Below are 14,711 nucleotides of genomic sequence, written 5' to 3'. Positions count from 1 at the left end.
GGCGGGCCGATCCCGCGGAGGTCAGAGACCGGGGGAGCGGCGCGGCATCGCGGCGTCGGAGGCTCCCTGCGCGAGCAGCTCACGCACCCGCGGGATGACCTCCGTGCCGTACAGCTCGATCGAGGTCATGAGCTGCTCGTGGGGCACGGGTCCGTTCGCGTACTTGAGGTCGAAGCGGTCCAGGCCGAGGTCCTGCACGGTGCGGGCGATCTTGCGCGCCACGGTCTCCGGGGAGCCGGCGTAGAGGGCGCCGTGCTGCATCTCGGCGTCGAACTCCGCGGGGCCCGTCGGACCCCAGCCGCGCTCGGCGCCGATCTGGTTGCGCTGGGCGATCCAGTGCTCGAGCAGCTGCTCGCGGGCCTCCGCGTCGGTCGCAGCGACGTGCCCGGGGGAGTGGACGCCCACGGGCAGTGCGCCGGTGCCCAGCTGGCCGCTCGCCTCGCGGAACAGCTCGACGTAGGGCGCGAAGCGCTCGTGGGAGCCGCCGATGATCGCGAGCATGAGGGGCAGGCCGTGCCGGGCGGCGCGCACCACCGAGTTCGGGCTGCCGCCGACGGCGACCCAGGTGGGCAGCTCGCGCTCGAGCGGCGGGAACAGCTCCTGGTCCTTCAGCGGCGGGCGGATGCTCCCGGACCAGCTGAGGGGGCGCTCGCGCAGGGCGGTGGCGAGCAGGTCGAGCTTCTCCTCGAAGAGGGTCTCGTAGTCCTGGAGGGAGTGGCCGAACAGGGGGAAGGACTCGGTGAAGGAGCCGCGGCCCACCGTGAGCTCGGCGCGCCCGCCGGAGAGGGCGTCGAGGGTCGAGAAGCGCTCGTAGAGGCGCAGCGGGTCGTCGGAGCTGAGCACGATCACGGCGGTGCCGAGGGTGATCCGTTCGGTGCGGCTCGCGATCGCGGCGAGGACCATGTCCGGCGCGCTCACGGCGAAGTCGGGCCGGTGGTGCTCGCCGACGGAGAAGTGGTCGATGCCGACGCGGTCGGCGAGCTCGGCCTGGGCGACCACGTCCCGCAGGGTCTGCGCGTGGCCGACGCTGCGGCGATCGGCGTCGACGGTCACGTCGCCGAAGGTGTCCAAGCCGAAGCTGACAGGCCGGGGGACGGATGGGGTGGGTGCGGTGCTCATCGGGCTCCTCGCGCAATCTCGTTGATAATTCAAGCATAGGCCCGGTCTCGTGGGCTGTCCAGGCTCGCGACTGCCGGCTCACAGCCCCCGGCCGCAGGAGGGGCTGATCCGCCCGGGCCTAGACTGGCGCCCATGCGCATCGCTCGATTCACCACCGGTGAGGACCCGATGTACGGGATCGTCCAGGAGAAGGACGGCCGTGACATGGTCTACGGCATCACCGGCGATCCCCTGTACACCGAGATCCGCCCCACCGGGAAGATCCATCCGCTCGAGGACGTCCGCCTGCTGGCACCCGTCATCCCGCGCTCGAAGGTGGTGTGCGTCGGCCGCAACTACGCGGCGCACGCCGCCGAGCTCGGCAACGTGGTGCCCGACCAGGCCCTGTACTTCCTCAAGCCCAACACCGCCGTCGTCGGCCCCGGCGACCCGATCGTGCTGCCCGCCTACAGCGAGGAGGTGAGCCTCGAGGCGGAGCTCGCCGTGGTCATCCAACGGATGGCCAAGGATCTCGAGCCCGAGCAGGTGGAGGACGTGATCCTCGGCTACACCTGCGCGAACGACCTCACCGCGCGGGACACCCAGCGCGGGGAGAACCAGTGGTTCCGGGCCAAGGCCTGGGACACCTCGTGCCCGATCGGCCCCTGGGTCGAGACCGACCTCGACCCCGCCGCCCTCGCGATCTCCTCGAGCGTGGACGGCGAGACCGCCCAGGACGGCACCACCGCGGACATGCTCCGCTCCGTTCCCGAGCTCATCGCGGAGATCTCCCGCGTCGTCACCCTGCTCCCCGGCGACGTCGTCCTCACCGGCACCCCGGCCGGCGTCCGCTCCGTCGAGGCCGGCTCGAGCATCGACGTGACCATCCAGGGCATCGGCACCCTGACCAACCCCGTCCTCAGGAGGACATCCCTGTGACCCCCACCGCCCCCGCGCCCGCCCCCGTCACCGAGGCCACCGGCGCGGACATCCGCGTGCGGTTCTGCCCCAGCCCCACCGGCACCCCGCACATGGGCATGGTCCGCACGGCCCTGTTCAACTGGGCCCACGCCCGCCATCACGGCGGCAAGCTGATCTTCCGCATCGAGGACACCGACGCCGCGCGCGACAGCGAGGAGTCCTACCACCAGCTGCTCGACGCCATGCGCTGGCTCGGCATCGACTGGGACGAGGGCGTCGAGGTGGGCGGCCCGCACGGCCCCTACCGCCAGTCCCAGCGCGGCGACATCTACCAGGACGTCATCGCGAAGCTCCGTGAGGGCGGCCACATCTACGAGTCCTACTCCACCGCGGAGGAGATCGCCGAGCGCCATCGCGCCGCGGGCCGCGACCCGCAGCTCGGCTACGACGGCTCCGACCGCGACCTCACCGAGGAGCAGAAGGCCGCCTTCCGCGCGGAGGGCCGCGAGCCCGTGTGGCGCCTGCGCATGCCCGACGAGGACATCACCTTCGAGGACATGGTGCGCGGCGAGATCACCTTCAAGGCCGGCGCCACCCCGGACTTCGTCGTGGTCCGCGCGAACGGCCAGCCGCTCTACACGCTCGTGAACCCGGTCGACGACGCCCTCATGGGCATCACCCACGTGCTGCGCGGCGAGGACCTCCTCTCCTCGACCCCGCGGCAGATCGCCCTGTACCGGGCGCTCATCTCCGTGGGCGTGACCGACGTGATCCCGCGGTTCGGGCACCTCCCGTACGTGCTCGGCGAGGGCAGCAAGAAGCTCTCCAAGCGCGACCCCGAGTCCAACCTCTTCCTCTACCGCGAGCAGGGCTTCCTGCCCGAGGGCATGGTCAACTACCTCGCCCTGCTCGGCTGGGGCTACAGCGCGGACCAGGACGTCTTCTCCCGCGAGGAGATGGTCGAGCGCTTCGACGCGTCCGACGTCAACCCCAACCCCGCCCGCGTGGACTTCAAGAAGGCCACCGCGATCAACGCGGACCACATGCGCCTGCTGGACCCCGCGGAGTTCACCGAGCGCATGGTGCCCCACCTCCAGGAGGCGGGCGTCGTCTCCGACCCGGTCACCCCGGAGCAGCACGCGCTGCTCGTGGCGGCGACGCCGCTCGTCCAGCCCCGCATGAACCTGCTGGGGGAGGCGCCGGACATGCTGCGCTTCCTCTTCGTGGCCGATGCCGACCTCGTCGTCGAGGACGACGCCCTGAAGAAGCTCGGCGACGACCCGGTCGCCGTGCTCGACCGCGCGATCACCGAGGTCGAGACGGTGCCGGGGGACTCCTTCGCCGCCGCGACCCTCGAGGAGGTGCTGCGCGCCGCGATCGTCGAGGACATGGGGATCAAGCCGCGGCTCGCCTTCGGGCCGCTGCGCAGCGCGATCTCGGGCCGCCGCATCTCCCCGCCGCTGTTCGAGTCCATGGAGCTCCTGGGGCGCCCCTCGAGCCTCGCACGGCTGCGCGCGCTCCGCGACCGCCTCGCGGCCGCCACGGAGGCCTGAGCAGGCTCTGGGCAGGCGCCTGACGGGCCGCGCGCCGTTCATCCGCAGGCGGGTGAACGGCGCGTGACCAGCCGGGGTGCCGAGGCTCACAGCCCGAAACGGCCCTCTCGCTTTGTCCATCCGGCGCGGACCCGCTAATGTTGTCTCTCGGTACGGCCCCCGCGGCAGACCGGATCGGAAGAGCCACACCAGAGGCTCGGACGGCACGGGAAGCTTCGGAAACGTGCTCTCACCATGGGGTATGGTGTAATCGGCAACACAACGGTTTCTGGTACCGTCATTCTAGGTTCGAGTCCTGGTACCCCAGCGCTTCGCAGCTTCGGCTGCATGGCCCGCGCCCCGTTCGTCTAGCGGCCTAGGACGTCGCCCTCTCACGGCGGTAACACCGGTTCAAATCCGGTACGGGGTACGACACGGATCGTTCGCGATCCGTGAGGAGCCCTCGGGTTCCCGAACGCCCCGTTCGTCTAGCGGCCTAGGACGTCGCCCTCTCACGGCGGTAACACCGGTTCAAATCCGGTACGGGGTACGGCTGAGCCGGTGTCTACGGACACCGGCTTCTTCCGTTCCTGGGGCAGTGACCCTGGCCAGGGCGTCGAACCGGGCGTATCGTCAGGATATGACGCAGGCCACAGCTCCGAGGATCACCGTCGGCGTCTTCGACGCCCCCGAGGCGGACGACGCCGTCCGCTGGGCCGCCCGGCACGCGCAGCACACCGGCGGCACCCTCCATCTCCTCCACGCCTTCGTGTGGACCGAGCTGGACGTCAACACCGACCCCGTGCCGGGTCTCTCCGGATCCGGCATCCGCTCCGCCGCGAATGCCCTCATCGTCGAAGCCGTGAGGATCGCGCGCGAGATCGCCCCGGACGTCCCGATCACCTCGCAGATCGTCGACGGCAACGCCGTGCCCGTGCTCGTCGGGGCGAGCGGCGAGTCCGATCTCATGGTCGTCGGCGGCCGCGGTCTGGGCCGGCTGCTCACGCTCGTGGTCGGCTCGAAGTCCCTCGCGCTCGCGGCGAAGTCCCGCTGCCCGGTCGTCGTGGTGCGCGGCGACATCGACGGTGACGGCCCGATCGGGCTCGTGGACCACGGCGAGGATCATGCGAACGAGCAGCGCGCCGCGGATCTCGCCGCGGCCTGGGGTCGCGACCTGGTCCTCATCGTGCGCGCGATGACCTCGCCGGACGAGGCGCAGCACGTGCTCGGCGCGGTGCGGGACCGGCTCGGTCGCACCCATCCGCAGGTCTACGTGCGGGACGTGGTCATCGCCTCCGCGGAGACGGCCCGCGAGCTCGTGCACGCGAGCGAGGGGGCGAGCCTCATGGTCGTCGCGGGGGAGCGGTCCGCCAAGGATGCGTCCCGCATCCACGCTCCGCGCCAGCTGGTGACCGTGCTGCGCTACGCGAACACACCCGTCTGGATCGAGCGCTCCTGACGACGCAGCCCCCGCGCTCACCCGACGACGCAGCCCCCGCCCTCGCCTGATGGCGGGGACGGGGGCTCCTGTGCGGGGGAGGACGACTGGCGGGGCGGGGCTCGGCGGGGTCAGGCGCCGGCGCGGCGGAGCGTCTCGGTGAGGTGGTTCGCGGAGCTCATCACGGAGGCCGCGTGGAGGCGGCCCGGCTGGCGCGTGATGCGCTCGATCGGGCCGGAGATGCTGAGCGCGGCGACGACACGCCCGTTGGGACCGCGCACCGGCGCGGAGACGGAGCCCACGCCGGGTTCGCGCTCCCCGATGGACTGCGCCCAGCCGCGACGGCGCACAGCGGAGAGCTGGGTCGCGGTGAAGCGGGCCCCGAGCAGGCCGCGGTGGAGCCTGTCCGGCTCCTCCCAGGCCAGGAGGATCTGCGCTGCGGAGCCGGCCTTCATCGTGAGCGCGGCGCCGAGCGGCACGGAGTCCCGCAGGCCGATCGGGCGCTCGGCCGCGGCGACGCAGATGCGGTGGTCGCCCTGGCGGCGGTAGAGCTGGGCGGACTCCCCGGTGTGGTCGCGGAGGGCGGCGAGCACGGGGCCGGCGGCCGCGAGCAGGCGGTCCTCGCCGGCGGCGGCCGCGAGCTCGCCCAGGCGCGGGCCGAGCACGAAGCGGCCCTGCATGTCGCGCGAGACCAGGTGGTGGTACTCGAGCGCCACGGCGAGGCGGTGCGCGGTGGGGCGGGCCAGTCCGGTGGACTGGACGAGCTGGGCGAGGGTGGCGGGGCCGGCCTCGAGGGCTCCGAGCACGATCGCGGCCTTGTCGAGCACGCCGACGCCGCTGCCGTTCTCCTCCGACGGGGTGTTGTCCATGCTCCGATACTGCCGTCTTATTTGGTGAGACGCAAGTGCGACGTGTCGGGCACCGCCCAAGACTTGTCCTGCGTCCGATCCCGGACGTGGCCGTCGCGGACCCTCGCGGCGCCGAGATTCAGTGCCCGCACCCCGGGCGCGAGGAGGGAAAGACATGGCGAGCACGCTCGCGGAGAAGGTCTGGCAGGACCACGTCGTCCGCCGCGGTGAGAACGGCGAACCGGACCTGCTCTACATCGACCTCCAGCTCCTCCACGAGGTGACCAGCCCCCAGGCCTTCGACGGCCTCCGGCAGGAGGGGCGCCAGCCCCGCCGCGTCGACCAGCAGCTCGCCACCGAGGACCACAACACCCCCACGATCGATATCGACAAGCCGATCGCGGACCTCACCTCGCGCACCCAGATCGACACCCTGCGCCGCAACGCCGAGGAGTTCGGCGTGCGCATCCACTCCCTCGGCGACAAGGACCAGGGCATCGTCCACGTGGTGGGACCCCAGCTGGGCCTGACCATGCCGGGCATCACCGTGGTCTGCGGCGACTCGCACACCTCGACCCACGGCGCCTTCGGCGCGCTCGCCTTCGGCATCGGCACCTCCGAGGTCGAGCACGTGCTCGCCACCCAGACGCTGTCGCTCAAGCCCTTCAAGACCATGGCGATCACCGTGGACGGCACGCTCAAGCCGGGCGTCACCGCGAAGGACGTCATCCTCGCCGTCATCGCGAAGATCGGCACCGGCGGCGGCGCGGGCTACGTGCTCGAGTACCGCGGCGAGGCGATCCGCTCCCTCTCCATGGAAGGGCGCATGACCGTGTGCAACATGTCCATCGAGGCGGGCGCGCGCGCCGGCATGATCGCCCCGGACGAGACCACCTTCGAGTACGTGAAGGGTCGCCCCCACGCGCCGAAGGGCGCGGACTGGGACGAGGCCGTCGCCTACTGGCGCACGCTGCGCAGCGACGACGACGCCGTCTTCGACGCCGAGGTGCACATCGACGCCGACGAGCTCGAGCCCTTCGTCACCTGGGGCACGAACCCCGGCCAGGGCCTCCCGCTCTCCGCGAGCGTCCCCGCCCCCGAGGACTTCACCGACGACACCTCGCGCACCGCCGCCGAGAACGCACTGGCCTACATGGACCTCGTCCCCGGCACCCCGCTCAAGGACATCAAGGTCGACACGGTCTTCATGGGCTCGTGCACCAACGGCCGCATCGAGGACCTCCGGGCCTTCGCCGAGACCGTCAAGGGCCGTGAGAAGCATCCCGACGTGCGGGTCATGGTCGTCCCGGGCTCCGCCCGCGTGCGGGTCCAGGCCGAGCAGGAGGGCCTGCACGAGGTCTTCCTCGCCTTCGGCGCCGAGTGGCGCCAGGCCGGCTGCTCGATGTGCCTGGGCATGAACCCGGACCAGCTGAAGCCGGGCGAGCGCGCCGCCTCCACCTCCAACCGCAACTTCGAGGGCCGCCAGGGCAAGGGTGGTCGCACCCACCTGGTCTCCCCGGTGGTGGCAGCGGCGACCGCGATCCGCGGCACCCTGTCCTCCCCGTCGGACCTCCAGCCCACCGCCTGAGGAGCACCACCATGGAAGCCTTCACCACGCACACCGGCATCGGCGTCCCGCTGCGCCGCAGCAACGTCGACACCGACCAGATCATCCCCGCCGTCTACCTCAAGCGGGTCACCAAGACCGGCTTCGACGACGGCCTGTTCAACGCCTGGCGCGCGAACGACCCCGACTTCGTGCTGAACCGCGAGCCGTACTCGCGCGGCAGCGTGCTCGTCGCCGGCTCCGACTTCGGCACCGGCTCCTCCCGCGAGCACGCCGTGTGGGCGCTGCGGGACTACGGCTTCAAGGCCGTGCTCTCGAGCCGCTTCGCGGACATCTTCCGCGGCAACGCGGGCAAGCAGGGCCTCGTCGCCGCCCAGCTCACGCAGGACGACATCGAGCAGCTCTGGAAGATCCTCGAGGAGAACCCGGGCACCGAGGTGACCGTGGACCTCGTCGAGCGCCAGGTCCACGCCGGGGACACGGGCGCCGTGTTCCCCTTCGAGATCGACGACTACACCCGCTGGCGGATCATGGAGGGGCTCGACGACATCGGCCTCACCCTGCGCCACGAGGAGGACATCACCGCCTTCGAGGCGACGCGTCCCTCCTGGATGCCGAAGACGCTCCCGGCCCGCATCGCCGAGGACGCCTGAGAGGTCCACGACCATCGGAGGGGGTGGGGGAGTGACCCGCGTCGCGGGGAGCCCCCACCCCCCTCCGGTAGGGTGTGCCGGTCAGTCACCAGGCGCACGGGCGCCTGTCCAGCGAAGCAAGGACACCATGAGCTCGACTTTCCATGTGCGCGGAGGACGGCCCCTCGACGGCGAGATCACCGTCCGCGGAGCGAAGAACCTGGTCTCGAAGGCCATGGTCGCGGCGCTGCTGGGCGAGGAGCCCAGCGTGCTCCACTCCGTCCCCGACATCCGTGACGTGCAGATCGTCTCCGACCTGCTCGCGATCCACGGCGTGAAGGTCGAGCGGGACGTCGTCGGCGGCGCGATCCGGATGGACCCCTCGAACGTCGAGCGCGCCCATGCCACGGAGATCGACGCCCATGCGGGCAGCTCCCGCATCCCGATCCTCTTCTGCGGCCCGCTGCTGCACCGCCTCGGCGAGGCGATCATCCCGGACCTCGGCGGCTGCCGGATCGGCGACCGCCCCATCAACTACCACCTCGACGTGCTGCGCAGCTTCGGCGCCGTCGTGGACAAGCGCGAGATGGGCATCTACATCACCGCGCCGTCCGGCCTCCAGGGCACGACGATCGCGCTCGAGTACCCGAGCGTCGGCGCGACGGAGCAGGTGCTGCTCACCGCCGTCCGCGCGCAGGGTGTGACCGTGCTGTCCAACGCGGCCGTCGAGCCGGAGATCGAGGACCTCATCTCCGTGCTGCAGAAGATGGGCGCGCTCATCACCGTGCAGACGGACCGCACGATCATCATCGAGGGCGTCGACCGCCTGGGCGGCTACGAGCACGTGGCCCTCCCGGACCGCATCGAGGCCGGCTCCTGGGCCTGCGCGGCCCTCGCCACCAAGGGCAGCGTGCTCGTGCGCGGCGCCCAGCAGAAGCCGATGTCGACCTTCCTGAACACCTTCCGGAAGATCGGCGGCGGGATGGACATCACCGAGGCGGGGATCCGCTTCTACCACCCGGGCACCCCGCTGCGCGCGATCGCCGTCGAGACCGACGTCCACCCCGGTCTCATGACGGACTGGCAGCAGCCGCTCGTCGTCGCCCTCACCCAGGCCGACGGCATCTCGATCGTCCACGAGACCGTCTACGAGAACCGGCTCGGCTTCACCTCCGCGCTCAACGACATGGGTGCCCACATCCAGGTGTACCGCGAGTGCCTCGGCGGCTCCTCGTGCCGGTTCGGCCGCCGCAACTACAACCACTCCGCCGTGATCTCGGGCCCCAAGCCCCTGCACGGCGCCGAGATCACCGTCCCCGACCTCCGCGGCGGCTTCTCCTACCTCGTCGCCGCGCTCGGCGCGGAGGGCGTCTCCTCGATCCACGGCATCGACCTGATCGACCGCGGCTACGAGCAGTTCCGCGACAAGCTGACCGCGCTCGGCGCGGATTTCTGGGAGGACTGAGCAGATGAGCGACGCCGTCGGCCCCCGGGCGGGGGAGCAGGTCCCCTCGCCGGCGAGCTCGCTCGCCCTGCGGGACATCCCCGTCCCGGACTACTGCGACGTGGTCATCGTCCCCACGCGCGGGGTCGACGAGACGGATCCGCGGGTGTGGGCGGAGGCGATCTTCTCCCACGAGAACACGCCGCTGTCCCGCCGCGGCCTGCTCGCCCTGCGGGACGAGGCCGTGCGGCTCATGGACATGGTGCCGCCGCCCGAGAAGGAGTACGTGGCCGACGAGGTCGTGGGCTCCGAGGCGCTCATCAAGGACGACGACGAGAACCTGCGCGTGCGGATCGGCGTGGCGCTCCTGCCCGGCGGGCAGCTGCTGCAGGTGACGACCGCCGTGAAGTACCGCTCGATCCGCGGCCGCCTCGCGTACGCCCCGCGCCGGCTCATGCACGCGGCGGCCGTGAACACCCTCGCCCGCCGCGCGCCCGCCACCCTGCGGCGTCGCGGCGCGCTCGCGACGGGCCCGTCGCGGCGGAGCCTGGGCCGCGGCCGCGACCGGCGCGCCCTCGACTCCTGAGATGACGCGACGCGAGCCCGTCGGACGTCCTGCGAGGACCGCGCGTCCGGGGATCAGCCGGCGTCGCAGCTGGGACGTGGGCTCCGCGCGGCCGCCCGAGCGCCGCTCCCCGGCGGTCATCCGCCTCGCGCAGATCCCGCTGCGGCCGCTCGTCACGGCGATCGCGCGGCCTGTGTGGATCGGCCGTGAGCACCTGCCCGAGCGCGGCGGGGCGATCCTCGCGGGCAACCACATGGGGCCCTTCGACGCGCTCGCCTACGGCCACCTGCTGCAGGCCTCCGGCATCGCCCCGCGCTTCCTCGCCAAGGGATCCCTGTTCGACGTGCCCGTGCTGGGTGCGCTGCTGCGCGCGAGCGGCCAGGTGCCCGTGCACCGCGGCAGCCGCGACGGGCGCGACGCCCTTGCAAGCGCCCGTGAGTCCCTCGAGCGCGGCGAGATCATGATGGTCTTCCCCGAGGGGACCTATACGCGGGACCCGGAGGAATGGCCCATGCAGGCCCGCACCGGCGCCGCCCGGCTCGCGCTCTCGACCGGGGCCCCGCTGGTCCCTGTCGCCGCCTGGGGATCGCGCCGCGCCTGGCCCGTGGGCCGCGCGCTGCCGCGCCCCGTGCCCCGGCGCACCCTGACCATGCGGATCGGCGCCCCGATCCCGGCGCTCCGCGGCCCAGGGGAGACCGAGCACGCCGCCGCCCAGCGGCTCACCGAGCAGCTCATGGCCGCGATCGCCGCGCTCCTCGGCGAGACGCGCGGGGAGGAGCCGCCCGCCGTGCTCCACGACCCGCGTCGCGACCCCGTGCGCCCCGAGGCCGGTCACCGGCTCGACGCCGAGGACCGCGCCGTGCTGCGGGACGCGGCGGCCGCCGCGAGCCTGCGCACCGAGGCGCTCGAGCAGGCCCGCACCGCGCACACGACGGGGGCCGGCCGATGACCCGCTGGGCCGTGCTCGGAGCGGGCGCCTGGGGCACGACCTTCGCGCAGGTCCTGGCGGACTCCGACGCCCAGGTCACCGTCTGGGCCCGCCGCGAGGAGATCGCCGATCGGATCGCCGCGGAGCACCGCAACCCGGACTACCTCGGCGACCACGAGCTGCCCCGTTCCGTCACCGCCACCTCCCGTCCCGAGGAGGCGCTCGAGGGGGCCGACGCGGTCGCGGTCGCCGTCCCCGCCCAGCAGCTCCGCGCGACCCTGGGCTCCTTCACCTCGCCCCTGCCGGCGGTCCCGCAGCTCTCCCTCGTCAAGGGGATCGAGCGGGGGACCGACGCCCGGGTCAGCGAGATCATCGCGGAGGCGGGCCGCGTGGACCCGGCGCTCGTGGGCGTCCTCTCCGGCCCCAACCTCTCCGCGGAGATCCTGCAGCGCCGCCCCTGCGGCAGCGTCATCGCCTTCCCCGACGCCGCGCGCGCCGCGGCCGTCGCCGAGGCCTGCGCCGCCCCGTACCTGCGCACCTACACCTCGACCGATGTCACCGGCGTCGAGATCGCGGGAGCGGTGAAGAACGTCATCGCGATCGCCGTGGGCGCGGCGACGGGCCTCGGGCACGGGCACAACACGACCGCCTCCCTCATCACCCGCGGCCTCGCCGAGATCACCCGGCTCGGCGTCGCGCTCGGCGGGCACCGCGAGACCTTCGCCGGTCTCGCCGGCATGGGCGACCTCGTCGCCACCTGCTCCTCGCCGCTCTCGCGGAACCACCGCCTGGGCCTCGCCCTCGGCCAGGGGCTCGACGTCGAGGCCGCCGCCGAGCGCGTGGGCTCGACCGCGGAGGGCGTCGCGACCGCCCGCGCCGTCGCCTCCCTCGCCGAGCGCCTGGGCGTGGACATGCCGATCACCCGGTCCGTCGTCGCCGTCGTCGACGACGGCGCGAGGATCGACCAGGTCACAGCGGCCCTGCTGTCACGGTCGGTGCGCCCGGAGTGACTAGGGTTCCCCCTATGAGAACCACAGTGGCACTCCTGTTCGGCGGACGCAGCGGCGAGCACGGGATCTCCTGCGTCACCGCCGGCGGCATCCTCGGGGCGATCGACCGCGAGCGCTTCGACGTCGTCGCCGTCGGCATCACGCCCGAGGGCCGCTGGGTGCAGGCCTCCGACGACCCCGCGGACTGGACCCTCGTCTCCGGGCAGGCGCCGACCGTCGGCGACGACGGCCCCGAGGTGCTCCTGCCCTCGACCCGTCACCGTCCCGGCGAGCCGATCACGCTGCGCACGGTCGACGCATCCGGCCGCGTGGTGCCGCTCGCGGACGTCGACGTGGTCCTCCCGCTGCTGCACGGGCCCTACGGCGAGGACGGCACGCTCCAGGGCATGCTCGAGCTCCTCGACGTGCCCTATGTCGGCTCCGGCGTGCTCGCCTCCGCCTCCTGCATGGACAAGGCCGCGACGAAGCAGGCGCTGCGTGCCGCGGGCCTGCCCTGCGCCCCGGGCATCGTGGTCCGCGAGGACCACTGGGCCCAGGAGGCGGACGCCGTGCTCGCCCACCTCGAGAAGCACCACGCGCTGCCGTGGTTCGTGAAGCCCGCCCGCGCCGGGTCGAGCCTCGGCGTGTCCAAGGTGACCCGCCCGGAAGAGCTCGAGCACGCCATGAAGACCGCCTTCGCGGAGGACCCGAAGGTCCTCGTCGAGGAGGGCGTCACCGGCCGCGAGGTCGAGTGCGGCGTGCTCGGCCCGCGGGACGGCGGCGAGGTGCGCACGACCGTCCCCGGTGAGGTGCGGATCGGCGAGGACCTCGCCTTCTACGACTACGAGGCGAAGTACTTCGGCAAGGGCACCGTCGAGATCGACGTGCCCGCCGCGCTCCCGGACGCCGCCCTCGAGGAGGTGCGCGAGGTCGCAGCCCGCGCGTTCACCGCCCTGGGCCTCGAGGGGCTCGCGCGCGTGGACGTGTTCGTCACGGAGGCCGGCGAGGTCGTCGTCAACGAGGTCAACACGATGCCCGGGTTCACGCCCTACTCGATGTTCCCCGTGCTCTGGAGGAACATGGGCGTGGAGTACACGGCGCTGATCACCGACCTGCTCGAGCAGGCGCTCGCGCGCCCCCTCGGCTCCCGCTGACACCACGGCGGACGGCCGAGCCCGCGGGGCAGGTGTCAGGAGACGTCCTCCGCGCCCACGCAGTGATCGGTCGCGTCCACGTTCGTCGTGACGAGCTGCCCCAGGTCCAGGGCGGCGGCGGAGGGCTGGTCCGGGGCCACGGCCCGCGGCACCGAGACGTCGATCGCGGGGGAGCGGCCGTAGGTCGTGTAGAAGACCAGATCGTCCTGCTCACGCACGATCCAGTCGACCTGCACGCCGCTCGAGTCCTCGAGGCGCGTGCACAGATCCGTCGTCGGCCCGGGCGGGGTGACCCCGCAGCGCAGCACGATCGTGTCCTCCCCGGAGCCCCAGGCGATCGTGCCCTGGCTCGAGGTCTCCGCACGCGGCAGCCCCAGCAGCTCGTCCGGGGCGCCGAGCACCACGCCGGCGCAGGTGGGATCCCCGGCCTCGGGGCCGGCGGGGACCCTCACCGTCCCGCAGCCCGCGAGGCCCAGGGCGATCCCGCCGATCACGGCGGCGGTCAGAGGTCGAGGAGTACGCACTCCACCAGGGTACGTGCCGACGATCCGGCACACTGGGAGCATGGCTCCCCACGCGCGGCACGCGCAGATCGGCGAGGCCGGGCTGCTCGCCCGGATGCTCCCGCAGCTCCCCGTCGACCCGCGCACCGAGGTGGGCCCGGGGGACGACGCCGCCGTGCTGCGGCTGGACTCCCCGCGCCTGGTCATCACCACCGACTCCCTCGTCGAGGGCCACGACTTCCTGCGCACCACGACGAGCGCCCGGCGGGTGGGCCGCAAGGCAGCGGTCCAGAACCTCGCCGACGTCGCCGCGATGGGCGCCCGGCCCCAGGCGCTGGTCGTCGCGATCTCCGCCCCGTCGGACGAGCCGCCTTCGACCTTCGAGCAGATCACCGCGGGGATCGCGGAGCGCGCCGCGGCCTGGGGGGCGAGCGTCGTCGGCGGGGACCTCGGCGGCGCCGAGCAGCTCTCCGTGACGATCACCGCGGTGGGCTCCCTGCCGGGGGAGGAGCCGCCGATCCGGCGCGACGGGGCCCGCGCCGGCGACCTGCTCGTCATCGGCGGGCCGCGTCTCGGCCGCTCCGCCGCCGGCCTCGCCGTCGCGCTCTCGGGCCGCGCCGCGCTGGCCTTCGACGACCCGGCCGACGGCCCCGCCCGCCTGGACCCGGAGCTCGCCGCGACCGATGCCGCCGTGCTGCTCGAATGGCACGATGCCCCGGACCCTGACCTCGCCCTCGGCTGGGGGAGCGGGGGAGCGGTCAGCGCCCAGATGGACCTCTCCGACGGTCTCGTGCGGGACGGCGCCCGGCTCGCCGCGGCGAGCGGCCTGGCCGTGGACCTCGACCCCGCGCTGCTCGCCGCCGACGTCGAGACGCTGCGTCCGCTCGCGAGCGTGCTCGGCGCGGAGCCTCTGGACTGGGTGCTCCACGGCGGTGAGGAGCACCTCATGCTCGCCGCCGCCGAGGCGGTGCCTGCGGGGTTCCGCGCCGTGGGCAGGTTCACCCCCGGGCCGGAGGGCCTCGTCACGCTCGGCGGCGCCCCCGTGTCCGGAGTGGGATTCGACCACTTCTCCTGAGACCGGTCCGCCTCCCG

At 73.0% G+C, this 14,711-nt stretch carries 14 protein-coding genes and 3 tRNA genes; 14 read left to right on the top strand and 3 right to left on the bottom strand.

Going from position 1 to position 14,711, the window contains the following annotated elements; all coding sequences use genetic code 11:
• Window positions 1-21 precede the first annotated feature (21 nt).
• Window positions 22-1,119, bottom strand: coding sequence for an LLM class flavin-dependent oxidoreductase (locus tag ABD080_RS12810; protein WP_137770543.1), 1,098 nt, complete (start codon window positions 1,117-1,119; stop codon window positions 22-24).
• A gap of 132 nt (window positions 1,120-1,251) precedes the next feature.
• Here ABD080_RS12810 and ABD080_RS12805 point away from each other — a divergent pair, with 132 nt between their 5' ends.
• The 6 genes from ABD080_RS12805 to ABD080_RS12780 all read left to right on the top strand — a co-directional run bounded on the left by ABD080_RS12805 (window position 1,252) and on the right by ABD080_RS12780 (window position 5,010).
• Window positions 1,252-2,037 carry a fumarylacetoacetate hydrolase family protein gene (locus tag ABD080_RS12805; RefSeq protein ID WP_137770544.1) on the top strand — a complete coding sequence of 262 codons (786 nt, stop codon included), beginning with the start codon at window positions 1,252-1,254 and terminating at the stop codon, window positions 2,035-2,037.
• Between the two features lie 92 nt (window positions 2,038-2,129).
• The gene (gene gltX / locus ABD080_RS12800) at window positions 2,130-3,572 is read left to right on the top strand and encodes a glutamate--tRNA ligase (RefSeq protein ID WP_377827331.1); all 1,443 of its coding nucleotides are present in this window, start codon (window positions 2,130-2,132) and stop codon (window positions 3,570-3,572) included.
• A gap of 235 nt (window positions 3,573-3,807) precedes the next feature.
• Window positions 3,808-3,879: transfer RNA gene (locus ABD080_RS12795), tRNA-Gln, on the top strand.
• 29 nt (window positions 3,880-3,908) lie between these two features.
• A tRNA-Glu gene (locus tag ABD080_RS12790) sits at window positions 3,909-3,981 on the top strand.
• Window positions 3,982-4,028: 47 nt separating this feature from the next.
• A tRNA-Glu gene (locus tag ABD080_RS12785) sits at window positions 4,029-4,101 on the top strand.
• 90 nt (window positions 4,102-4,191) lie between these two features.
• Window positions 4,192-5,010: a universal stress protein gene (locus ABD080_RS12780; RefSeq protein WP_343905379.1), complete on the top strand. Its 819-nt coding sequence runs from the start codon at window positions 4,192-4,194 to the stop codon at window positions 5,008-5,010.
• Between the two features lie 110 nt (window positions 5,011-5,120).
• On the opposite strand, the gene ABD080_RS12775 is transcribed toward ABD080_RS12780, so the two are convergent.
• A complete protein-coding gene (locus ABD080_RS12775; RefSeq protein ID WP_137770547.1) occupies window positions 5,121-5,858 on the bottom strand; it encodes an IclR family transcriptional regulator in 738 nt (245 codons plus the stop codon).
• A 154-nt stretch (window positions 5,859-6,012) separates the two neighbouring features.
• Between ABD080_RS12775 and leuC the strand changes: the two genes are divergently transcribed.
• From leuC to ABD080_RS12740, 7 genes are all read left to right on the top strand, one after another.
• Entirely contained in the window at window positions 6,013-7,425 is a 1,413-nt protein-coding gene (leuC, locus tag ABD080_RS12770; RefSeq protein ID WP_137770548.1) for a 3-isopropylmalate dehydratase large subunit, read from the top strand.
• Between the two features lie 11 nt (window positions 7,426-7,436).
• Window positions 7,437-8,057, top strand: a complete 621-nt coding sequence (gene leuD, locus ABD080_RS12765; protein ID WP_137770549.1) for a 3-isopropylmalate dehydratase small subunit — start codon at window positions 7,437-7,439, stop codon at window positions 8,055-8,057.
• 127 nt (window positions 8,058-8,184) lie between these two features.
• A complete protein-coding gene (gene murA, locus ABD080_RS12760; protein ID WP_137770550.1) occupies window positions 8,185-9,501 on the top strand; it encodes a UDP-N-acetylglucosamine 1-carboxyvinyltransferase in 1,317 nt (438 codons plus the stop codon).
• A gap of 4 nt (window positions 9,502-9,505) precedes the next feature.
• Window positions 9,506-10,066 (top strand): DUF2867 domain-containing protein, encoded by a 561-nt coding sequence (locus ABD080_RS12755; protein WP_259359622.1) that lies wholly within the window; start codon window positions 9,506-9,508, stop codon window positions 10,064-10,066.
• A gap of 1 nt (window position 10,067) precedes the next feature.
• Window positions 10,068-10,994, top strand: a complete 927-nt coding sequence (locus ABD080_RS12750) for a lysophospholipid acyltransferase family protein (protein ID WP_343905376.1) — start codon at window positions 10,068-10,070, stop codon at window positions 10,992-10,994.
• Window positions 10,991-11,983 (top strand): NAD(P)H-dependent glycerol-3-phosphate dehydrogenase, encoded by a 993-nt coding sequence (locus ABD080_RS12745; RefSeq protein WP_343905374.1) that lies wholly within the window; start codon window positions 10,991-10,993, stop codon window positions 11,981-11,983. The genes ABD080_RS12750 and ABD080_RS12745 overlap by 4 nt, the downstream gene beginning before the upstream one ends.
• Window positions 11,984-11,997: 14 nt before the next feature.
• Complete coding sequence (locus ABD080_RS12740) at window positions 11,998-13,116, top strand: D-alanine--D-alanine ligase family protein (RefSeq protein ID WP_137770554.1); 1,119 nt, start codon at window positions 11,998-12,000, stop codon at window positions 13,114-13,116.
• A 35-nt stretch (window positions 13,117-13,151) separates the two neighbouring features.
• Here the strand turns inward: ABD080_RS12740 and ABD080_RS12735 are convergent, their stop codons facing one another.
• Window positions 13,152-13,640, bottom strand: a complete 489-nt coding sequence (locus tag ABD080_RS12735) for a DUF3515 domain-containing protein (protein ID WP_343905372.1) — start codon at window positions 13,638-13,640, stop codon at window positions 13,152-13,154.
• 40 nt (window positions 13,641-13,680) lie between these two features.
• On the opposite strand from ABD080_RS12735, the gene thiL reads away from it, so the two are divergent.
• The gene (thiL, locus tag ABD080_RS12730; protein ID WP_137770556.1) at window positions 13,681-14,694 is read left to right on the top strand and encodes a thiamine-phosphate kinase; all 1,014 of its coding nucleotides are present in this window, start codon (window positions 13,681-13,683) and stop codon (window positions 14,692-14,694) included.
• The last annotated feature ends 17 nt before the right edge of the window (window positions 14,695-14,711 follow it).

Origin of the sequence: Brachybacterium rhamnosum (assembly GCF_039526185.1) — a bacterium.
Classification (GTDB): domain Bacteria; phylum Actinomycetota; class Actinomycetes; order Actinomycetales; family Dermabacteraceae; genus Brachybacterium; species Brachybacterium rhamnosum.
This window is presented reverse-complemented; position numbering and strand designations above follow the sequence as displayed.